The sequence below is a fragment of the Stutzerimonas degradans genome, assembly GCF_024448505.1.
GTDB lineage: Bacteria > Pseudomonadota > Gammaproteobacteria > Pseudomonadales > Pseudomonadaceae > Stutzerimonas > Stutzerimonas degradans.
Genome location: NZ_JAMOHV010000009.1, coordinates 138,382 through 160,179, shown reverse-complemented (window position 1 = coordinate 160,179; position 21,798 = coordinate 138,382). Strand labels below are relative to the sequence as shown.

Below are 21,798 nucleotides of genomic sequence, written 5' to 3'. Positions count from 1 at the left end.
GAAAGGATGTGGCCATCGAGAACAGCAATGCCGCCAGAACCTGAAGAGGCACCGGCATTCTGATCGCAACGGCGGAAATGGATTGGGAAGTCTCCGTGAGTTTGGAAATCGGATCTCGGCCTGATTGGGTCGGTCCATTGTTGCGCGCCTGCATCTCTCGTGAAGACAGCAGACGACGCTGAGGGCGGCAATGATGCCATTGTCCTGCCATGTATGCCGAGGCAAACCGTCGGTTCAGGCGTAGAAAACGCAAAGGCCACCCGCTGGGGTGGCCTTCGACAAGCAACAGAGCGATCAGGCGCCCTTCATGCTCCAACCGGTGACCTCGGCAAGCGCTTTGCCGATGTCTGCCAGCGAGCGCACGGTCTTCACACCGGCGTCCTGCAGGGCAGCGAACTTCTCATCCGCCGTACCCTTGCCGCCGGAAATGATCGCACCCGCGTGGCCCATACGCTTGCCCGCCGGCGCGGTGACGCCCGCGATATAGGACACCACCGGCTTGGTGACGTTGGCCTTGATGAACGCGGCGGCCTCTTCTTCGGCCGAACCACCGATCTCGCCGATCATGACGATGGCTTCGGTCTGCGGATCGTTCTGGAACAGGGTCAGGATATCGATGAACGTCGAGCCCGGGATCGGGTCGCCACCGATACCGACGCAGGTGGACTGGCCGAAACCGGCGTCCGTCGTCTGCTTGACCGCTTCATAGGTCAGCGTGCCGGAACGGGAAACGATGCCGACCTTGCCCGGCTGGTGGATATGCCCAGGCTGGATACCGATCTTGCACTCGCCGGGAGTGATAACGCCCGGGCAGTTCGGCCCGATCAGGCGCACGCCCAGTTCATCGCACTTGATCTTCACTTCGAGCATGTCCAGCGTCGGGATGCCCTCGGTGATGCAGACGATCAGCTTGATACCGCCGAAAGCGGCCTCGAGGATCGAATCCTTGCAGAACGGCGCCGGCACGTAGATCACCGAGGCATCGGCACCCGTCGCATCTACCGCTTCCTTGACGGTATTGAACACCGGCAGACCGAGATGCAGCGTGCCGCCCTTGCCCGGCGTGACGCCACCGACCATCTGCGTGCCATAGGCAATCGCCTGCTCGGAGTGGAAGGTACCCTGCGAGCCGGTAAAACCCTGGCAGATGACTTTGGTGTTCTTGTTGATCAGCACGCTCATTACTTGCCCTCCGCGGCTTTGACAACCTGAATGGCCGCATCGGTCAGGCTCTGCGCACCGATGATGTTCAGCCCGCTTTTGCTCAGCATCTTGGCGCCCAGGTCGGCATTATTGCCCTCCAACCGCACCACTACCGGTACCTGCACGCCTACTTCGCGCACTGCTCCGATGATGCCCTCGGCGATCATGTCGCAACGCACGATGCCACCGAAGATGTTCACCAACACCGCGGCGACGTTGCTGTCGGAGAGGATGATTTTGAACGCCTCGGTGACGCGCTCCTCAGTGGCACCACCGCCGACATCGAGGAAGTTGGCCGGCTTGCCGCCGTGCAGGTTGACGATATCCATGGTGCCCATCGCCAGTCCCGCACCGTTGACCATGCAACCGATGTTGCCGTCCAGAGCGACGTAGTTGAGCTCCCACTTGGCCGCATGCGCCTCGCGCGGGTCATCCTGCGACGGGTCGGCCATGTCACGCAGCTTCGGCTGGCGATAGATAGCGTTGCTGTCGATGTTGATCTTGGCGTCCAGGCAATGCAGGTTGCCGTCCTTCTTGATCACCAGCGGATTCACTTCCAGCAGCGCGAGGTCGTAATCCTTGAACAGCTGCGCCAGGCCGACGAAGATGTGCACGAACTGTTTAACCTGATCGCCTTTCAGCCCCAGCTGGAACGCCAGTTCACGCGCCTGGAACGGCTGCGCACCGACTAGCGGATCGATGGTCGCCTTGAGAATCTTTTCCGGGGTGTCATGCGCGACCTTCTCGATATCCACACCACCTTCGGTGGACGCCATGAACACGATGCGCCGGCTGGCACGATCAACGACCGCGCCCAGGTAGAGTTCCTTGTCGATATCGGTGCAGGCTTCGACGAGGATCTTGCTGACCGGCTGCCCGTTGGCGTCGGTCTGGTAGGTTACCAGTCGCTTGTCGAGCCATTGCTGGGCGAAGGCTCGGGCTTCGTCCTTGCTGCGAACCAGCTTGACGCCGCCCGCCTTGCCGCGACCGCCGGCATGGACCTGCGCTTTGACCACCCACTCGGTGCCACCGATCTTGTCGCAGGCCTCGGCAGCTTCTTTCGGGCTGTCGACCGCATAGCCCTTGGAAACCGGCAGACCATATTCAGCGAACAGCTGCTTACCTTGGTACTCGTGAAGATTCATGCTTCTTACCGTTGTTTTTAGGTACTGCATTCAAGCAGGGCCCCTGACGCGCCCTGCCCCCTTCAACGCAAGTTCCTGAAAACTATTCGAGATACCTTTCAGGAACCTGTATTGACCGAAAAGCATTCTACTTTAGTCAAAGAAAAGCCCGACGTGTTCCTAGGAACAGGCCGGGCTTTTTTCACAAAAAGCGTTTAGCGATTAGCGCTTTTTGCGATTGGCGATGTGAATGGCGTGGCCATTGACCGCCAGTGCCGCTTCATGCAGCGCTTCGGACATCGTCGGGTGCGAGAACACCATCATGCCCAGGTCTTCGGCACTGGTACCGAATTCCATGCCGATGGCGCCCTGCTGGACCAGTTCGGCAGCACTCGGACCCATCACATGAACGCCCAGCACGCGATCGGTCTTGGCATCGGCGATGACCTTGACCAGACCTGCAGTGTCGTTGGCCGCCATCGCACGACCGCTGGCCGCAAACGGGAACACGCCCACGTTCACTTCGACGCCTTCGGCCTTGAGAGCTTGCTCGCTCTTGCCGACCCAAGCGATTTCCGGGTGGGTGTAGATAACCGACGGAATCAGGTCGTAGTTCATCTGGGTCTTGTGACCGGCGATGCGCTCGGCAACCATCACGCCCTCTTCGGACGCTTTGTGCGCCAACATCGCGCCGCGTACCACGTCACCGATGGCATAGACGCCCGGAACGCTGGTAGCGCACTGGTCGTTAACGAAGATGAAGCCACGCTCGTCCATGTCGACACCAGCATCGGCAGCCAACAGATCGGTAGTGACCGGGCGACGACCAACAGCAACGATGAGTTTGTCGAACGTCATCTGCTGCTCGCCTTCGGCGCTGGTGAAGCTGACGGTGACCTGATCACCAGACACCTGCGAACCGGTCAAACGCGCACCCAGCAGAATCTTCAGACCCTGCTTGGTCAGGACCTTGAAAGCTTCCTTGGCGATCTGCTCGTCGGCGGCCGGCAGGAACTTGTCCATCGCCTCGATTACGGTCACTTCAGCGCCCAGACGCGCCCATACCGAACCCAGCTCCAGACCGATAACACCAGCGCCGATCACGCCCAGCTTCTTCGGCACGCTCTGGAAATCCAGGGCGCCGGTGGAATCGACGATAACCTTCTGGTCGACCGGGGCCGGCGGAATGTTCACCGGAGTGGAACCGGACGCCAGAATGACGTTCTCGGCCGCCAGGGTCTGGACGTTGCCATCCAGACCAGTCACCTCGACCTGCTTGCCGGCCAGCAGTTTGCCGTGACCTTCGAAGACAGTAACGCCATTGGCTTTCATCAGCGCAGAAACGCCGCCGGTGAGGTTTTTGACGATCTGATCCTTGCGCGCGATCATCGTCGGCACATCCATCGCCACTTCACCGGTGCTGATGCCGTGGACTTTGAAGCTCTCGTGAGCCTCATGGTACTTGTACGAGCTGTCCAGCAGCGCCTTGGAAGGGATGCAACCGACGTTCAGGCAGGTTCCGCCCAGCGCAGTTTTACCATCCTTGCCCTGATACTTCTCGATACAGGCGGTTTTTAATCCCAGCTGTGCCGCCTTGATAGCGGCCACATAGCCACCGGGGCCAGCCCCGATGACGACGACGTCGAACTTCTGGCTCATTACGAATCCTCTTTCTAAGCAGCAGGCAACGAGCCACAAGCCACAAGCGGGGCTCCTCTTTCGAGCAGCGTGCCGCTTGTCGCTTGTAGCTGTTTTGTCAGATATCCAGCAGCAGGCGAGCCGGATCTTCCAGCAGGTCCTTCATGGTGACCAGGAAGGTAACTGCTTCCTTACCATCGATCAGGCGGTGATCGTAGGACAGCGCCAGGTACATCATCGGCAGGATAACCACCTGACCATTAACGGCCATCGGGCGTTCCTGGATCTTGTGCATACCGAGAATAGCGGTTTGTGGCGGGTTGACAATCGGCGTGGAAAGCAGCGAACCGAAGACACCACCGTTGGAAATGGTGAAGGTACCGCCTGTCATTTCTTCGATGGTCAGCTTGCCGGCCTTGGCCTTCTTGCCGAAGTTGTTGATGCCACCTTCGATCTCGGCCAGCGTCATGTGCTCAGCGTTGCGCAGAACCGGGACCACCAGGCCACGATCGCTGGAGACGGCAACACCGATGTCCTGGTAGCCGTGGTAGACGATGTCGTTACCATCGATCGAGGCGTTGACGCCGGGCTGACGCTTGAGCGCTTCTACCGCTGCTTTGACGAAGAAGGACATAAAGCCCAGACGAACGCCGTTGTGGGTTTTCTCGAACAGGTCCTTGTACTTGGCGCGCAGCTCCATGATCGGCTTCATGTTGACTTCGTTGAACGTGGTCAGCATGGCCATCGACGATTGGGCTTCGACCAGACGCTCGGCGACCTTGGCACGCAGACGGGTCATCGGCACGCGCTTCTCGACGCGATCCCCGGCAGCGAAGATCGGCGCGGCGGCAGCCGGAGCAGCGGGCTTGGCGGCAGCGGCCGGAGCGGATTTCTTGGCTTCGACGGCAGCGACCACGTCTTCCTTGGTTACGCGACCATCCTTGCCGGTGCCGCGGAGGCTGTTCGGATCGATGCCATTCTCTTCGGCCAGCTTGCGCGCCGCCGGAGCCAGGATCGCATCTTCGGTGGTGGCGGCCGGAGCAGTAGCCGCCGCAGGCGCCTGAGCCGGAGCAGCCGCAGCTGCCGGTGCCGCAGCAGTGGCACCTGCCTCCAGTTTGCCGAGCAGCTCGCCGCTGAGAACGGTGTCGCCCTCGTTCTTGACGATTTCGACGAGAACGCCGTCAGCCTCGGCCAGTACTTCCATGACGACCTTGTCGGTTTCGATGTCGACGATCAGCTCGTCGCGCTTGACCGCCTCACCCGGCTGCTTGTGCCAGGTTGCTACGGTGCCGTCGGCAACCGATTCCGGGAAGGTAGGGGCTTTGATCTCGATAGCCATTATCAGGAGTCCTATTTGATTCGATTTTCTGCATCGAGGCCGCGTCGTGCGCGGCCTCTCGCAATAGCAATGGATTAAACGGTGAAGGCGTCCTGCAGGAGCTTTTCCTGCTGTTCGGCATGCATCGATGCATAACCGACCGCCGGGGCCGCGGATGCATCACGACCAGCGTATTGCAGGAACAGTTCCTTCTTATGCGCAGTCGCGACGCGGCGCATATGGTGCTGGCTGCAGTACCACGCGCCCTGATTCATCGGCTCTTCCTGACACCAGATGATGTGCTTGACGTTCTGATAAGGCGCCAGCACCTCGGCGAGGTCCTCCTCAGGGAACGGATAGAGCTGCTCGATACGCACGATGGCGATATCGTCGCGACCTTCGTTGCGGCGCTTTTCCAGCAGGTCGTAGTAGACCTTGCCGCTGCACATGATCACGCGCTCGACCTTGGCCGCTTCGATCGGATCGATCTCCGGGATAACGGTCTGGAACGAACCCTCGGTAAGCTCCTCCAGCGTCGAGATCGCGAGCTTGTGACGCAACAGCGACTTCGGCGTCAGGGCGATCAGCGGCTTGCGCAGCGGGCGAATCGCCTGCCGACGCAACATGTGATAAACCTGAGCCGGGGTGGTTGGTACGCAGACCTGGATGTTCTGCTCGGCGCACAGTTGCAGATAGCGCTCCAGACGTGCGGAGGAATGCTCCGGGCCCTGCCCTTCATAACCATGCGGCAGCAGCATGGTCAGACCGCAGAGACGGCCCCACTTGTGTTCGCCGCTGGTGATGAACTGGTCGATAACGACCTGCGCACCGTTGGCGAAGTCGCCGAACTGCGCCTCCCAAACCACGAGGGCGTTGGGAGTAGTAGTGGCATAGCCATATTCGAACGCCAGAACCGCTTCCTCGGAAAGGAACGAGTCGTACAGATCGAAACGCGGCTGCCCTTCATAGATGTGCTGGAGCGGGATGTAGGTGCTGCCGTCCTTCTGATTGTGCAACGCAGCATGGCGATGCGAGAAGGTGCCGCGACCGACGTCCTGGCCAGAGATACGCACTGGGTGGCCTTCGAACAGCAGCGTTGCGTAGGCCATGGTCTCCGCGAAGCCCCAGTTGATGGCCAGCGCTCCCGCGCCCATCTTCTGCCGGTCTTCAAGGATCTTGGCCACCTGGCGCTGGACGACAAAGCCTTCCGGGACGCTCAGCAACTTGCTGGACAGATCCTGCAGAGTCTTCAGATCGAAGCTGGTGTCATGACGTGCGGTCCACGCATGGCCCAGATACGGGCGCCAGTCAACGAAGAGTTCCTTGTTCGGCTCCTTGACTAGGCTCTTGACCACGTGCAGCCCGTTATCCAGCGCGGTGCGATACTCATCGACCTTGGCCTGAACACGTTCAGCGTCCAGCACATTGGACTGGATGAGCGCATCTGCGTACAGCTCACGGGTGGTGCGTTGCTTGGCGATCTTCTGATACATCAGCGGCTGGGTGCCGCTCGGCTCGTCGGCCTCGTTATGACCGCGACGGCGATAGCAGATCAGGTCCAGCACGATATCGCGCTTGAACTGCATCCGATAATCCACCGCGAGCTGGGTGACGAACAGCACCGCTTCAGGATCGTCTGCGTTAACGTGGAAGATCGGCGCTTGGATCATCTTCGCAACGTCGGTCGCGTACTCGGTGGAGCGCGCATCTTCCTGCTTGTTAGTGGTAAAGCCGACCTGGTTGTTAACCACGATGCGGATCGTGCCGCCGGTGCGGTACGCACGCGTCTGCGACATCTGGAAGGTTTCCATCACCACGCCCTGACCGGCGACAGCGGCGTCACCGTGGATGGTTACCGGAAGAACCTTGTCGCCGGCTGGATCACAGCGACGATCCTGACGAGCACGCACCGAACCTTCGACCACCGGCGAAACGATTTCCAGGTGCGAGGGGTTGAAAGCCATCGCCAGATGGATCTCTCCACCGGGAGTCATTACGTTGGAAGAGAAACCTTGGTGATACTTGACGTCACCGGAGCTGAGGCCTTCGACCTTCTTGCCTTCGAATTCGTCGAACAGGTCGCGCGGATTCTTGCCGAAGGTATTGACCAGCACGTTGAGGCGGCCGCGGTGGGCCATGCCGATGACGATTTCCTTGGTGCCGTAGGAGCCGGAGCGCTGGATGATTTCGTCCAGCATCGGAATCAGGCTCTCACCTCCCTCTAGACCGAAACGCTTGGTCCCCGGATATTTGGTGCCGAGATATTTTTCCAGCCCTTCAGCGGCTGTCAGTCGCTCCAGTAGATGGCCCTTGATTTCCGGCGAGAATTCGGGACGGCTACGTACGCTTTCAACGCGCTGGATGAACCAGTTGCGCTGCTCGGAATCAACGATATGGGCAAACTCCGCGCCGATGGTGCGGCAATACGTCTCTTGCAGCGCCTTCAGGATTTCACGCAAGCTGGCTTCGTCTTTGCCTATCGCCAGATCGCCAGTGCGGAAGACGGTATCCAAATCTGCGTCGGTCAGACCGTAGTTGGTGATCGCAAGATCAGCGGGAACCGGACGCTGCTGCAGTGCCAGGGGATCAAGCTGCGCCGCTTGATGACCCCGCAGTCGATATGCCTGGATCAGCCGTAGGACTTCGACCTGCTTCTTCTCATGCTCGCTGCTGACACTGCCTGCAGAGACAGGCTGTGCGCGACGCTGGTTCTTCGCCAGCAACACGAAATGATCACGAATCGTCGAGTGCGACACGTCTGCTGCCGCGCTGCCGCCAGAAGGCAACTTCTGGAAATAAGTGCGCCACTCTTCGGGCACTGCGTTGGGGTCGTGCAGGTAGAGCTCATAAAGCTCTTCCACATAGGCAGCGTTACCACCGGATAGGTGGGCGCTGTCCCACATGCGCTGCATTACGCTTTCTTGCATGTCTGGTCACCTTTGATAAGGAGACACCACCAGCGTGGAGACCGCAGCATGACTTCCCAAGTTCTGAAGCAGCGACTCAGGTAAAGCCACTACGGACCGCGCAGATAGTTTCCGGGAACTGCCCCGGATGCTCCTGCTGGTCAACAAATTTTCAGAGTGGAATTCCGACTTTTTGGGCTGAAATTCCTACTAAAGCTACGGCGCCTGGATGTTACTCCGGCGCCGCAGATACCACAGCAATACAGTGTCGGTCGTTCGCAGCCAGCGAAGCGCTCACGACCGCCCTATCATCAAGTACCGCTCTGCAGCAGCATGTTGCGAATGTGACCAATCGCCTTGGTCGGATTCAGCCCTTTCGGACAGACATCAACGCAGTTCATGATGCCACGGCAACGGAACACGCTGAACGGATCGTCCAGTGCTGCCAAACGCTCCTCGGTTTCCGTGTCCCGGCTATCAGCCAGGAAACGATAGGCTTGCAGCGACGCAGCCGGACCAAGGAACTTGTCTGGGTTCCACCAGAAGGACGGGCAACTGGTCGAGCAGCAAGCGCAAAGAATGCACTCGTACAGTCCATCCAGCTTCTCGCGATCTTCCGGGCTCTGCAGACGTTCGATAGCCGGAGGTGGCGTATCGTTCATCAGATAAGGGCGCACCTTCTCGTACTGCTTATAGAAGATGCTCATATCGACGACCAAGTCACGAATGACCGGCAGCCCCGGCAACGGACGAATAACCAGCTTATTGCCCTTCACCACAGCAGACAGCGGGGTGATGCAGGCCAGGCCATTCTTGCCGTTGATGTTCATGCCGTCGGAGCCACACACACCTTCACGGCAGGAGCGACGATAAGAGAAACCCTGGTCCTGTTCCTTGATCAGAGCCAAGACGTCGAGAACCATCAGGTCTTTACCGTCGGTATTGACCTGAAAATCCTGCATGAACGGCTTTTCGTCCTGATCGGGGTTGTAGCGATAAACACTCACTTGCAACATATTCGGCGACCTCAATAAGTCCGAACCTTGGGCTCGAAGGCCGGAACGGTCTTCGGAGCGAAGTTCACGGCACGCTTGGCAACGCGCTTCTCACCCGGAAAGTACAGGGTGTGGCACAGCCAGTTCTCATCGTCACGCTCTTCGAAGTCCTCGCGAGCATGCGCACCACGGGATTCTTTGCGGGTTTCCGCCGCAATCGCCGTGGCTTCGGCAACTTCCAGCAGGTTCTGCAGTTCGAGCGCTTCGATGCGCGCGGTGTTGAACGCCTGGCTCTTGTCAGAGATCTTCACGTTGGCGATGCGCTGACGCAGATCGACCAGCTGGGCGATACCTTTCTGCATGTATTCGCCGGTACGGAACACGCCGAAGTAGTTTTGCATGCAGTTCTGCAGTTCCTTGCGCAGCGGAGCAACGTCCTCACCAGTGGTGCGCTCGTTGATGCCTGCAAGACGACCAAGAGCGACATCCAGATCAGTTTCGCTAGCACCGCGATGCTCGATGCCCTCCTTGAGGGCCTTCTCCAGATGCAGACCGGCCGCACGACCGAAGACCACTAGGTCGAGCAGCGAGTTGCCGCCCAGGCGATTGGCACCGTGCACGGATACGCAAGCCACTTCGCCGACTGCGAAAAGACCGTCGATGATCTTGTCGTTGCCGCTGGCGTCCTGCGTGATTGCCTGACCATGAATGTTGGTGGCGATACCACCCATCATGTAATGGCAGGTCGGCACGACCGGTACCGGTGCGGTAACCGGGTCGACGTGAGCGAAGGTCTTCGACAGTTCGCAGATACCTGGCAGGCGGCTGTGCAGCACTTCCTCGCCCAGGTGATCCAGCTTCAGCATTACATGATCGCCATCCGGGCCACAGCCGTTGCCCGCCAGGATTTCCTTGACCATCGAACGTGCAACGACGTCACGACCGGCCAGATCCTTAGCGTTCGGCGCGTAACGCTCCATGAAGCGCTCGCCATGCTTGTTGATCAGATAACCGCCTTCACCGCGGCAACCTTCGGTCACCAGCACGCCAGCACCGGCAATACCGGTCGGGTGGAACTGCCACATCTCGATGTCCTGAACCGGCACGCCGGCACGCAGGGCCATGCCCACGCCGTCACCGGTATTGATCAGGGCATTGGTGGTCGAAGCATAGATACGACCAGCACCACCGGTGGCAAGAACGGTAGCTTTCGAACGGATGTAGACAGTTTCGCCAGTTTCGATGCAGATGGCGATGACACCCACGACAGCGCCGTCCTGGTTTTTCACCAGATCGACCGCGTACCACTCGTTGAGGAAAACGGTGTCGTTCTTCAGGTTGCCTTGATAGAGAGTATGCAGCAGCGCGTGACCGGTACGGTCAGCTGCAGCGCAGGTCCGCGCAGCCTGGCCACCCTTGCCGAAGTCCTTGGACTGCCCACCGAACGGACGCTGATAGATGCGACCCTGCTCGGTACGGGAGAACGGCAGCCCCATGTGCTCGAGCTCGAACACGGCTTCCGGTCCTACGGAACACATGTACTCGATAGCGTCCTGGTCACCGATATAGTCGGAGCCCTTGACGGTATCGTACATGTGCCAGCGCCAATCATCGTTCGGGTCGGCCGACGCGATGGCGCAGGTGATGCCACCCTGAGCGGAAACGGTGTGAGAGCGAGTCGGGAAGACTTTGGTGACCACCGCGGTCTTGTGGCCGGACTGCGACAGCTGCAGTGCCGCGCGCATACCGGCGCCACCGCCACCTACGATGATGGCGTCGAAGGAAAGCGTACGAATATTAGCCATGAATCAGATACCCCACAGAATCTGCACGCCCCAGACGAAGAAGGTGAACATGGCAATGCCACACCCCGCCTGGAACAGGAAACGCACACCGGTAGCCCACTTACCGATCGCCATGTTGGTCAGGTAGTCGGTGGAAATCGTCCACATACCCACCCACGCGTGCACACTCAGGGCAACCAAAGCCAGCAGACTGAAAATCCGCATCCAATTGGCAGAGAAAAGCTCATGCCACTGCGCATACTCCAGCCCTGGATTTGCGATCAGATAACCCAGCAGGAACAGAAAATAAGCCGCGAGGACCACCGCAGAAACGCGCTGCGCCATCCAGTCATAGAGGCCTGAACGCGAAAAGTTTGTGACATTGGTTACCATATCCACACCCCCGCCAGAACGATCAGCACCACCGAAACGGCGATTACGATTTTCGAGCCCAGCTTGCCGCCTTCCAGCGTCTCACCGTGGCCGGCATCCATGATCAGGTGACGAACACCTGCCACGAGGTGGTACAGCAGTGCAGACAGCAGCCCCCAGCTAATCAGCTTCGCCAGCGGACCACCCAGATACTCTCGAACCTCCTCGAAGCCTTCTGGAGAAGACAACGAGGTATCGAGCGCAAGCAACAACAGGGCGATACCGACGAACAGAATGACACCGGATACACGGTGGAGAATCGACGTGTAAGCAGTGATTGGGAGTTTTATTGTCCTAAGATCTAGGTTTACAGGTCGTTGGCTTTTCACGGCTTCTTTTCACACTTGAGAGCCCCTGAACGCAGGGCAAAGTTGTTGGGAAGAGTACGCAGCAGTACCCGCTACCCACGAGTGACAACCTACAGAATGTCGCCTGTAAGGCCCCTGCCGGTCGGTTTCCGAGTATAAACAGTTAGGTCACTAATGACAATGTGGTGAAGTGCCACTAAAGGCGGATGGCAGCCCCTATATAAATGCCGTAAACAGTCGCCCCATGCTGCACCGATACCCCGCAAACCCCTCTGCAGCATGGGTTCGAGCAAATTGACTTTGCGATTTATCACACTATAGTGATGCGGGCCCTGCGTGGGGGGCCATGATGATTCCAAGCACAAAACAGGAGGCCATACATGGCTGACAAGAAAGCGCAGTTGATCATCGAGGGCACCGCCCCCGTCGAACTGCCCGTTTTAACCGGTACCGTAGGGCCTGATGTAATTGACGTCCGAAGCCTGACCTCCACGGGTCACTTCACCTTCGATCCCGGCTTCATGTCGACCGCCTCTTGCGAGTCCAAGATCACCTATATCGACGGCGACAAGGGCATCCTGCTTCATCGCGGCTACCCCATCGAGCAGCTGGCGGAAAAATCCGACTATCTGGAAACCTGCTATCTCCTGCTCAACGGCGAACTACCGACCACCGAGCAGAAGGCCCAGTTCGTCAGCACCATCAAGAACCACACCATTGTTCATGAGCAACTGAAGACCTTCCTCAACGGCTTCCGTCGCGACGCCCACCCGATGGCCGTGATGTGCGGCATCGTAGGCGCCCTGTCCGCGTTCTATCACGACTCACTGGACATCAATAACCCGCAGCATCGCGAAATCTCTGCGCATCGTCTGATCGCCAAGATGCCGACCATCGCCGCCATGGTGTACAAGTACTCCATGGGCCAGCCGATCATGTATCCGCGCAATGATCTGAGCTATTCGGAAAACTTCCTGCACATGATGTTCAACACCCCGGCCGAGATCAAACCGATCAGTCCGGTGCTGGCGAATGCCATGGATCGCATCTTCATCCTGCACGCTGATCACGAGCAGAACGCATCGACTTCTACCGTGCGACTGGCCGGCTCCACCGGCGCCAACCCGTTCGCCTGTATCGCAGCTGGCATCGCCGCCCTCTGGGGACCTGCTCACGGCGGCGCCAACGAAGCCGTGCTGACCATGCTGGATGAAATCGGCGACGTATCGAACATCGAGAAGTTCCTGGCCAAGGCCAAGGACAAGAACGATCCGTTCAAACTGATGGGCTTCGGCCATCGCGTCTACAAGAACTTCGATCCGCGCGCCAAGGTCATGAAGAAGACCTGCGACGAGGTGCTGGGCGAGCTGGGCATCAATGACCCGCAGCTGGAACTGGCGATGAAGCTCGAAGAAATCGCCCTGAAGGATCCCTACTTCGCCGAACGCAACCTGTACCCGAACGTGGACTTCTATTCGGGCATCATCCTCAAGGCTATCGGCATTCCGACGAGCATGTTCACCGTGATCTTCGCGATGTCGCGCACTGTGGGCTGGATTTCGCACTGGAAGGAAATGATCGCCTCCGGTCAGAAAATCGGGCGTCCGCGCCAGCTTTACACTGGCCATGCACAGCGCGATCTGCCGCGCTAAGCACTGGAGCCAAACGAGAAGGCTGCCCGCGGGCAGCCTTTTCTTTTTTCTGGATCCAACACTACTTCTAGCAGGGTTATAGCTGCCTACGACTCACTCAGGCGGTCGCCTGCTCCAACCACCCAAGCAAACGAATCGCCTCTTCGCGACTGGTGCCACAACATAACGGATCGGCGCCGAACGCCGTGCATACCTCCGGTCTCCGTGGATCACCGAAAAGTAGACAGAGAAACTGCGACGACAAATGCACACAGCGCTCGCCTGCGGCCTTGCCATGTGGCATGCCGGGTATCGGCGAACTGATAGAAGGGGCGATGCAACAAGCACCGCAACCAGGACGGCAATCCATGGAAGAACGACCAGCAAAAAACAGGGAGACGATAATAATTCAGACGAAGTTGCGCACACCAGAAGCGCGTATTGCGACGTAACCACGCCCAGAATAGGCTTTGACGCCCATCTCCTCACGAGCCTTCCGCTATGCCCATCTGGCTGCAAACCGCCACCCTGCTCTGCTGCTCCAACCTGTTCATGACGTTCGCTTGGTATGGCCACCTCAAAACCTTGAACGGCAAGCCGTGGCTGATCGCCGCCCTGATCAGTTGGGGCATCGCTTTCTTCGAGTACATGCTGATGGTGCCGGCGAATCGCATCGGTTACACCGAACTATCGATCGGCCAGCTAAAGATCATGCAGGAAGTCGTCACCCTGGCAGTTTTCGTACCCTTCAGCGTCCTTTACATGCAACAGCCGCTAAAGCTCGATTACCTATGGGCCGGCCTGTGCCTGGTCGGGGCGGTGTACTTCATCTTTCGCAGCTGATCGCTCAGACAACCACTCAACTCACTGCGCAACCGCACCCGCGACCGGCAGATGACGCCCACGTAGCACTTGGGCATACTGACCACCCTTTTTTTCACCCTTCAGGTAATCGCCATGTTCAAGGTCAACGAATACTTCGACGGCACCGTAAAATCCATCGCGTTCGACATGGCCGCAGGCCCAGCCACCATCGGCGTCATGGCCGCGGGCGACTATGAGTTCGGTACTGGTCAGTTGGAAATCATGCATGTGATTGCCGGCAGTTTGGACGTGAAGTTACCCGGCAGCGAGAAATACGAAACCTTCGGCGCGGGCACCCAGTTCACCGTGCCGGCGAACAGCAAGTTCCAACTGAAGGTCGCTACCGATACTGCCTATCTCTGCGAGTATCGTTAAGCGACAAGAGGTCGGCGCTGCGAGACAAGCCGGCCTCGATGTGAATCTCGTGCAACCTTTTTCACACCCGCACCAGGCGAGCGCACTCCGCGCTGGCTTCTGAATCAGTCGAGCGGCTTATAGGCGCTCGCGGCCTGCTTCGACTGGTTCAGACGTGTCAGCTCCAATGTCAGCCGCTCCCGTTCGGCGCGACTATCCTGCTGCAATTGCGCGTACAGATGCACCAGATCTTCTAGTTGCTGACGCAACACCTGATCGACCCCTGCCTCATCCGCCGCAGCTTCGCCAAGCAGTGCGCTAACCTGCACATCAAGCTCGGCAATGGCATCCCACTCTTGCCGCGTCAGGGCCTCGCGCAGCGCACGACCAAGCTCCTCAAAACGCAGCGCCGAAATGGACATCAGGGACTCCTTGGGCTGAATGCTCAGGCAATGCCATCCCAGCCGGATTTGATTTCACTAAGCAACTTTGCCACCTCGTCCAGCTTGCTTACGTCGTTGTGACGGCTAGCTTCGAACAAGCGCATCGTCATGTATTCGTACAGACGCTCAAGATTGGTGGCCAGCTCGCCACCCGCCTCCTTGTCCAGCACGTCGCGCAGCCCGCCGATGATGTTGATCGCCTTGCCGATCAGCACGCCTTTCTCAGGATAGGCCTCGCGCTCCATAGCCCCCCTGGCCTGCGAGATACGATCCAGCCCGCCCTGCATCAGCATCTGGATCAGACGATGCGGATCGGCCTCGGTAACCTGCGCCTTTACGCCGACCTGCTGGTATTGCCGCATTGCTGCCATAGCATTCATCTGGATGAGCCTCTTACCACATCAATTTCACATACCTACTTATCGGTCGCCTAGCGCAGGACTTGAGTTTGTTCTGAAAACAAAAAACCGCCTGGCGGCGGCTTTTTTCTTGAAGCGGAGTCCCTTACTTCTTCGAGTTATTCGCTGCCCACGGCAGGTTTTCCAGCGAAGCCAACAAACTAGACGACGTATTGGACAACTGACCCACCAACAGATCCATTGCATTGAACTGCTTGTACAGTCGCTCTTGAAGCGAGGTGATACGGCGGGTGAGCGCCTCTTTCTGATCATCTATCTTAGTGATCGTCTCGGTCATTGCCTTGTTGCGCTGCTCGAGTATTCCACCGGTCTCGGTGTATGGCTTCAGCTTCGCATCAAGCCTGGAAGCCAACCCCTTGTCACCTGTGAACAGGCCCGACAATTCGCCGAAGTTACTGGCCATCGCCTTGTCCAGCTTGGCGCTGTCAATGGCGAGCGCGCCATCCTTCTGTGTGGTGATACCAATATCGGTCAGCGCACGCAGTGCACCATCACCCTGCACGTTAACCAGCTCGTTACGAATCGTGTTAAGCAAGGTGCGCGCCGTGGCATCGCCAACCAATGCACCCGTTAGCGGCGCCTTGTCATCACCAACCGCTGTGACCTTGGTCTGCGCATTGATCACGCCGATCAGCTTGTTGTAGCTGTCGACAAAGGACTGGATATGCTTTTTAACCCCCGCCTTGTCTTCCGCCACCGCGATGGTCAGCGGTTCGTTTGCGACGGTTTTGGCCTTAAGGTCGAGCGTGACGCCCTCAATGGCACCATCGACTTTGTTGGTCTCGCTGATTACCTTCAAACCGTCGACATACAATTCAGCACTCTGTGCCGAGGTCAACACGCGAGCATCTTTGCCGGTGCCTGAGGTACCATCGAAGTTCAATGCGGAAAGACCGATGAGCCCAGGTTCGTCTGCCCCGGTTGCAGTGACGGTAATATCGCGCCCTGCGCCCGTCTTGCCGCTACTCAGCACCAGTCGAGAACCATACTCGTCCGTGACGATGGTGGCGCTAACACCCATGTCTTTCCCGGCCGTGTTGATTGCATCACGCACACCGGCGAGCGTGTTGTTGTTCTCGTCAATCGTGACGGAAAAGGATTCCTTGGTGTTCGGCGCGGGCGGGATGCCTGGCACACCAAGCGAGACCTCGAACGTTCCACTGGTAAAACGCGCAGGGGCTTCGGCCGTATTGGGAATCGCGGCCAATGCAACCTTGCTGCTGCTGGCCAATGATTTGACTTCCAGTTGATAGCTGCCAGCTCCCGCGGTGGTTGTCGCCGTAACGCCCACGAGGTCCGACTTGCTGGAGGTAGCCGAGCGCGCTTGGAACAGCTCTGGCTTGTTCAGCGCACCCAGTGCAGTCTGGAAATCACTGATTGCACCCTTTAGCGCGCCAACCGCCGTGATCTGCGTAGTGGTCTTCTTTTCGAGGGTTGCAAGCTGGGTTTCCTTGGGCGCGCGCTCGGCAGCCACCATGCTGGCCACGATGCTGTCGATGTCGATCCCGGAACCGATGCCTGTTACGCCTGCCATAGCTTCACCTCGTCAAATAAACCACGCGACCGTACTAGATCTAAAACCAAACAAGAAACGTGCCTAGGCCTTGGCCTCGAACAACAGGCTGCGCATCTCATCCAAACGCTCTGCCAGACGGAGAATATCCTCGGATGGAATCTGCCGTACTACTTTGCCCGAGTCGCCGTCCAGCACCTGTACTACAACCTGACCGGAGGAATCATCCACGCTGAAGTTTAAATCGCGCTGCAAGTTCTGCACTTGCGTGCGAATTCGCTCTACTGCTTCGTTTACATCTACATTCTGTGGCGCCTTACCAGCGCCACCCTCGTCCTGCAACGACGGAAGCCCAGCTTCCTGACGAAAGCTGGGCATTGCATTGCTCGACGAGGATGACGCAAGTGTGGCACTTGCTGCTCTTGCGACGTCCATGATTCACCTCTCAATGAATCGATGGGGTGGAATTAACCACCCCATCGGTGAGCCTCGCTTACTGCAGCAGGCTGAGAACAGCCTGCGGCAACTGCTTGGCCTGGGCCAGGATCGCAGTACCAGCCTGTTGCAGAATCTGGTTCTTGCTCAGATTCGCGGTTTCGGCGGCAAAGTCGGTATCCTGAATACGGCCACGGGCTGCAGAAACGTTTTCGCTGATGTTTTGCAGATTTGAAATAGTGTTTTCGAAGCGATTCTGTACCGCACCCATATTTGCTCGGGTGTCATCAATCGAAGCCAGCGCTGCGTCGATAACATCAATAGCAGACTGCGCGCCATCTACTGTCGAGATATCAATCGTAGAGACCCGCTTTCCAGAGTCAGTCAGCGTCCCAACGACTTCGGTGGTCCCCAAAGTACCCAATCCATTATTAGCGTTAACGCTGCTTTTTACACTTACAGCACCAGCTGTCGCCGTAAATGATACTTGCCCCGTTACCACGCCAGCCTCATCACCAGCAGTAATCAAATCTTGAGCCGCGCCAGTGCCGGTCAACACACCAGCCGCATCCGATTGCATCGAATCCAGGGTTACTGCTGCTACCCCTGTTTGGCCAGCAAGCTCAACTGAAATATTTTTACCTGTACTGTCAGTGATATTCAGTTTTGTAGGATCAGTTCCATCGATAGAAACCTGCAAATCAGACAATCTAGATTCAGACTGAATGGCTTTTTGTAGCGCTTCAGCTTGCTTCGCGCCGGTCATACCATCAGCATTGCCGATATTGGACAACGTTATGCCGTTAATTTTGAAGCTCATCGAGACTTCAACGTCGTCAGTTGGATCGGCTCCGTCTGTACCTCCCGCAATATTTGCGAATCCAACTTGAGCTACAGTAGTCGCTTTGGCTGTTACACCGTCTACCTCAGCATTGACTGCATCAGCAACATCACGGGCGCTTGCGCCAGCTGTTAAGGATACCGTGCTCTCGCGATTATCGACTTTGAATGTAAGATCTTGCGTAGCGATTCCGCCAGTGCTGCCACTCGCGACATTACTAGAGTCCAGTCCAGCAAACGAAAGAGCGTTAACCCTACCAAGATCCTCAGCCCGCGCTGACCCAATGCTGAAACCAATGGTTTCATTCGCATTTGACCCCACTTGGAACTGAACCCCGCTAAAGGTTCCGTTAAGCAACTTGCGGCCGCCGAATACGGTAGTTTCAGCAATCCGATCCATTTCTTGTTGCAATTGCGCAACTTCTTTCTGCAGGGCTCCACGATCAGCACTATCGTTGGAACCGTTGGCTGCTTGAAGCGAGAGATCCCGCATCCGCTGAAGGATGTTCGTGCTTTGCTGCATCGCACCTTCGGCAGTCTGAGCCATGGAGATGCCATCGTTAGCGTTCTTAACCGCCACACCCAAGCCGCTTATTTGGCTAGTCAGGCGGTTGGCGATTTGCAGACCCGCAGCATCATCCTTCGCACTATTGATACGACTACCGGTAGACAAGCGTTGCATGGAGGTCTGCAACGCATTGGACGAGTTGCTGAGATTACGCTGGGTGTTCAGCGAAGCAATGTTGGTATTGACAGTAAGAGCCATGGTGTTTGCCTCCAAGGGCGCTAGTTACTTTGGTTGCCTGAGCTTGCGACTCCGGGCCGGCTTGTGCCCAGGCACCCATTGAGTTCGCATTCGATTAGCTTATCGGCGCCGTTTGGGTTGGCTTTAGGGCAGATTCGAACTTTTTCGTGAGCCCGGTACCGCTCCAACGCTACGCCAGCACATCCATACTGCGGACTTGCTTGACTAGCTTTTCGGGTGAAGCGGGGAAAACTTTAGGGGATGGCTGAAGCCATTTCCCTGACCTGGAGTCAAAGGGAGCTCGCTCACTGCTGGTGAGCGTTGCTAGCGCATTCCCGGCAAAGGCCGCTCCCAAGATTCGGTGAAACATTTGGGGGGCGGTATGACAGCGAGTCTCGATGGGATGAGGCGATGCTGACGTGCTATGAACCAAGTTGTGCGAGGTGCTCGAGGAATTGCGGTTCGTCGAGCACCGTCACACCGAGTTCGTTGGCCTTGGTCAACTTCGAGCCGGCACCCGGTCCCGCTACAACCACGCTGGTCTTCGCTGATACCGAGCCAGACACCTTCGCCCCCAAAGCTTCGAGTCGCGCCTTGGCGTCGTCGCGGCTCATGCTTTCCAGCGTGCCGGTCAACACCCAGGTCTGGCCGGCCAGTGGCAGGCCTGCTGCGACTTTCTTCTCGCTCTCCCAGTGCATGCCGAACTCGCGCAATTGGGCTTCGATGGCCCGGGCGCGCTCGGCATTCGCGGACTTGTCGAAGTAATCGCGCAGCGAGCGTGCGGCCTTCTCAGTGAGACGTTCGACCTGGCGCAGATCGAGCCAGTCGGCGGCGATGATCGCGTCCAGGCTACCGAAGCGCTCTGCCAGACGCTGGGCGCCGGTGCTGGCGATGAACGGAATGTTCAGCTTGTCGAGCAGGCCGGCCAGGGTGGCGCACGCAGCGAACTCCGGATGCAATTCCCCCTCCCCCTGCAACTCCACGCCACGCTCGCGCAGTTGCGCGATGACTGTGCGGTTGTGCTCGTCCTCGAAGAAACTGTGGATCTCGTGCGCGACTTCAAGGCCGACGTCGGGCAGGTACACCAGCACGTCCGGCAATGCATACGCGATGCGATCCAGCGAGCCCAGCGCTCGCGCCAGCAACTTGGCGGTTTCCTCGCCGACATCGGGGATGCCGAGGGCGAAGATGAAACGCGCCAGCGTGGGCTTGCGGCTGGCGTCAATGGCGTCGAGCAAATTGCGCGTGGAGAGATCGGCGAAGCCTTCCAACTCGACTATCTGCTCGTACGACAGGCAATAAAGGTCAGCGGGCGAGCCGACCAGACCGCGATCGACCAGCTGCTCGACGATCTTGTCGCCTAGCCCGTCGATATCCATTGCGCGGCGCGAGACGAAGTGGATGATCGCCTGCTTCAGCTGCGCCTGGCACGCCAGCCGGCCGACGCAACGGTAGATCGAACCTTCGCTGACCGATTCGCGCCCTTTGCTGCGCTTGATCAGCTGGGTGCGCTCCACGGCAGAACCGCAGACCGGACAACGCTCCGGCACATGTACGGGCCGCGCGTGTGCCGGCCGGCGCTCGGCGATCACACCGAGGATCTGCGGAATGACATCGCCGGCGCGACGCACGATTACCGTATCGCCGATCATCACGCCCAGGCGCGCGACTTCATCCATGTTGTGCAGGGTCGCGTTGGAGACGGTGACGCCAGCGACCTGTACCGGCTTTAGCCGTGCCACCGGCGTGATCGCACCAGTACGACCGACCTGGAATTCGACGCCGAGCAACTCGGTGATCTCCTCGCGCGCGGGGAACTTGTGGGCGATTGCCCAACGCGGCTCGCGCGCTCGAAAGCCCAGCTCGCGCTGCTGCGCGACGGAGTTAACCTTGAACACCACACCGTCGATCTCGTAGGCCAGCGCGTCACGCTTCTCGCCAATGGCCTCGTAGTAGGCGCGACATTCGACAACACCCTTGGCCAGTTTCAGCTCTCGACTGATGGGCAATCCCCACTCTCTGAGCGCGTTGAGAATACCGACATGGGTATCCGGCAGCTCGCCATCGCTACGCCCAACACCGTAGGCGCACAGTTCAAGCGGACGCGCGGCGGTGATCTTAGGGTCCAGCTGGCGCAGGCTGCCGGCCGCGGCGTTGCGCGGATTGGCGAAGGGCTTGCCGCCACTTTCCACCTGCCGCGCATTGAGCGCTTCGAAGCCTGCCTTGGGCATGTAGATTTCGCCGCGCACTTCGAGCACTGACGGCCAACCGCTGCCGTGCAGCTTGAGCGGAATATTGCGCACGGTGCGTACATTGGCGCTGATGTCTTCGCCGGTGCTGCCGTCGCCACGGGTCGCACCGCGCACCAGATGGCCGTTCTCATAGAGCAGGCTGACGGCCAGGCCGTCGAGCTTGGGTTCGCAGCTATATTCAACCTCGGCGCCGTCGCCGAACAGGCCGCCGGCCGGCATGTCCAGCCCTTCGCGCACACGTCGGTCGAAGTCGAGTAGGTCCTGCTCTTCAAAGGCGTTGCCGAGGCTCAGCATCGGCACTTCGTGGCGCACCTGGCCGAACGCCGCCAACGCCGCACCACCGACGCGCTGGGTCGGCGACTCGGGCGTCACCAGTTCCGGGTGTTCGGCTTCCAGCGTTTTCAGCTCATTGAACAGACGGTCGTATTCAGCGTCCGGAACGCTCGGCTCGTCGAGAACGTAATAACGGTAGTTATGTGCGTCGATTTCGCTACGCAGTTCGGCGATGCGCTCGGCAGCGGTCTGGGCAGAAGGCATATAGCAAGCGGGGCCGTAGGCTGTGGCTGTGCCAATCGCAACCGCATCAGCACGCCG

19 protein-coding genes are annotated in these 21,798 nt (G+C 58.6%); 3 read left to right on the top strand and 16 right to left on the bottom strand.

Annotated features, from left to right (window positions below; translation table 11 throughout):
- Positions 1-294: 294 nt before the first annotated feature.
- The 9 genes from sucD to sdhC all read right to left on the bottom strand — a co-directional run bounded on the left by sucD (position 295) and on the right by sdhC (position 11,729).
- Positions 295-1,182 carry a succinate--CoA ligase subunit alpha gene (sucD, locus tag NAV27_RS13340; protein WP_102828553.1) on the bottom strand — a complete coding sequence of 296 codons (888 nt, stop codon included), beginning with the start codon at positions 1,180-1,182 and terminating at the stop codon, positions 295-297.
- Entirely contained in the window at positions 1,182-2,348 is a 1,167-nt protein-coding gene (sucC, locus tag NAV27_RS13335; RefSeq protein WP_102828554.1) for an ADP-forming succinate--CoA ligase subunit beta, read from the bottom strand. Before sucC ends, sucD begins: the two co-directional genes overlap by 1 nt.
- 201 nt (positions 2,349-2,549) lie before the next feature.
- Positions 2,550-3,986, bottom strand: a complete 1,437-nt coding sequence (gene lpdA / locus NAV27_RS13330; protein ID WP_008568840.1) for a dihydrolipoyl dehydrogenase — start codon at positions 3,984-3,986, stop codon at positions 2,550-2,552.
- 97 nt (positions 3,987-4,083) lie between these two features.
- Positions 4,084-5,304: a 2-oxoglutarate dehydrogenase complex dihydrolipoyllysine-residue succinyltransferase gene (odhB, locus tag NAV27_RS13325; protein WP_102828555.1), complete on the bottom strand. Its 1,221-nt coding sequence runs from the start codon at positions 5,302-5,304 to the stop codon at positions 4,084-4,086.
- Positions 5,305-5,378: 74 nt separating this feature from the next.
- A complete protein-coding gene (locus NAV27_RS13320; protein ID WP_102828556.1) occupies positions 5,379-8,210 on the bottom strand; it encodes a 2-oxoglutarate dehydrogenase E1 component in 2,832 nt (943 codons plus the stop codon).
- Between the two features lie 290 nt (positions 8,211-8,500).
- Positions 8,501-9,205, bottom strand: a complete 705-nt coding sequence (locus tag NAV27_RS13315; RefSeq protein WP_003287766.1) for a succinate dehydrogenase iron-sulfur subunit — start codon at positions 9,203-9,205, stop codon at positions 8,501-8,503.
- Between the two features lie 11 nt (positions 9,206-9,216).
- Entirely contained in the window at positions 9,217-10,989 is a 1,773-nt protein-coding gene (gene sdhA / locus NAV27_RS13310) for a succinate dehydrogenase flavoprotein subunit (RefSeq protein ID WP_003287769.1), read from the bottom strand.
- Between the two features lie 3 nt (positions 10,990-10,992).
- A complete protein-coding gene (sdhD, locus tag NAV27_RS13305; protein WP_008568842.1) occupies positions 10,993-11,361 on the bottom strand; it encodes a succinate dehydrogenase, hydrophobic membrane anchor protein in 369 nt (122 codons plus the stop codon).
- Positions 11,355-11,729, bottom strand: coding sequence for a succinate dehydrogenase, cytochrome b556 subunit (gene sdhC, locus NAV27_RS13300; RefSeq protein WP_003287773.1), 375 nt, complete (start codon positions 11,727-11,729; stop codon positions 11,355-11,357). Before sdhC ends, sdhD begins: the two co-directional genes overlap by 7 nt.
- A gap of 359 nt (positions 11,730-12,088) precedes the next feature.
- Here sdhC and gltA point away from each other — a divergent pair, with 359 nt between their 5' ends.
- Positions 12,089-13,360: a citrate synthase gene (gene gltA / locus NAV27_RS13295; protein WP_008568843.1), complete on the top strand. Its 1,272-nt coding sequence runs from the start codon at positions 12,089-12,091 to the stop codon at positions 13,358-13,360.
- A gap of 97 nt (positions 13,361-13,457) precedes the next feature.
- Here gltA and NAV27_RS13290 read toward each other — a convergent pair whose 3' ends face one another.
- Positions 13,458-13,709: a YkgJ family cysteine cluster protein gene (locus tag NAV27_RS13290; RefSeq protein WP_102828557.1), complete on the bottom strand. Its 252-nt coding sequence runs from the start codon at positions 13,707-13,709 to the stop codon at positions 13,458-13,460.
- A gap of 131 nt (positions 13,710-13,840) precedes the next feature.
- Here NAV27_RS13290 and NAV27_RS13285 point away from each other — a divergent pair, with 131 nt between their 5' ends.
- Together NAV27_RS13285 and ppnP are read left to right on the top strand one after the other, a co-directional pair.
- Positions 13,841-14,182 carry a DMT family protein gene (locus NAV27_RS13285; protein ID WP_008568845.1) on the top strand — a complete coding sequence of 114 codons (342 nt, stop codon included), beginning with the start codon at positions 13,841-13,843 and terminating at the stop codon, positions 14,180-14,182.
- 114 nt (positions 14,183-14,296) lie between these two features.
- A complete protein-coding gene (gene ppnP, locus NAV27_RS13280) occupies positions 14,297-14,578 on the top strand; it encodes a pyrimidine/purine nucleoside phosphorylase (protein ID WP_008568847.1) in 282 nt (93 codons plus the stop codon).
- A gap of 104 nt (positions 14,579-14,682) precedes the next feature.
- On the opposite strand, the gene NAV27_RS13275 is transcribed toward ppnP, so the two are convergent.
- From NAV27_RS13275 to ligA, 6 genes are all read right to left on the bottom strand, one after another.
- Complete coding sequence (locus tag NAV27_RS13275) at positions 14,683-14,979, bottom strand: flagellar protein FliT (RefSeq protein ID WP_102828558.1); 297 nt, start codon at positions 14,977-14,979, stop codon at positions 14,683-14,685.
- 23 nt (positions 14,980-15,002) lie between these two features.
- The gene (gene fliS / locus NAV27_RS13270) at positions 15,003-15,380 is read right to left on the bottom strand and encodes a flagellar export chaperone FliS (RefSeq protein ID WP_102828559.1); all 378 of its coding nucleotides are present in this window, start codon (positions 15,378-15,380) and stop codon (positions 15,003-15,005) included.
- Positions 15,381-15,504: 124 nt separating this feature from the next.
- On the bottom strand, positions 15,505-16,953 hold the full coding sequence (gene fliD, locus NAV27_RS13265) for a flagellar filament capping protein FliD (RefSeq protein WP_102828560.1): 1,449 nt from the start codon (positions 16,951-16,953) through the stop codon (positions 15,505-15,507).
- 63 nt (positions 16,954-17,016) lie between these two features.
- A complete protein-coding gene (locus tag NAV27_RS13260) occupies positions 17,017-17,310 on the bottom strand; it encodes a flagellar protein FlaG (RefSeq protein ID WP_102828561.1) in 294 nt (97 codons plus the stop codon).
- Positions 17,311-17,425: 115 nt separating this feature from the next.
- Entirely contained in the window at positions 17,426-18,973 is a 1,548-nt protein-coding gene (locus NAV27_RS13255; protein ID WP_102828562.1) for a flagellin, read from the bottom strand.
- 401 nt (positions 18,974-19,374) lie between these two features.
- A complete protein-coding gene (gene ligA / locus NAV27_RS13250) occupies positions 19,375-21,741 on the bottom strand; it encodes an NAD-dependent DNA ligase LigA (RefSeq protein ID WP_102828563.1) in 2,367 nt (788 codons plus the stop codon).
- Positions 21,742-21,798 lie beyond the last annotated feature (57 nt).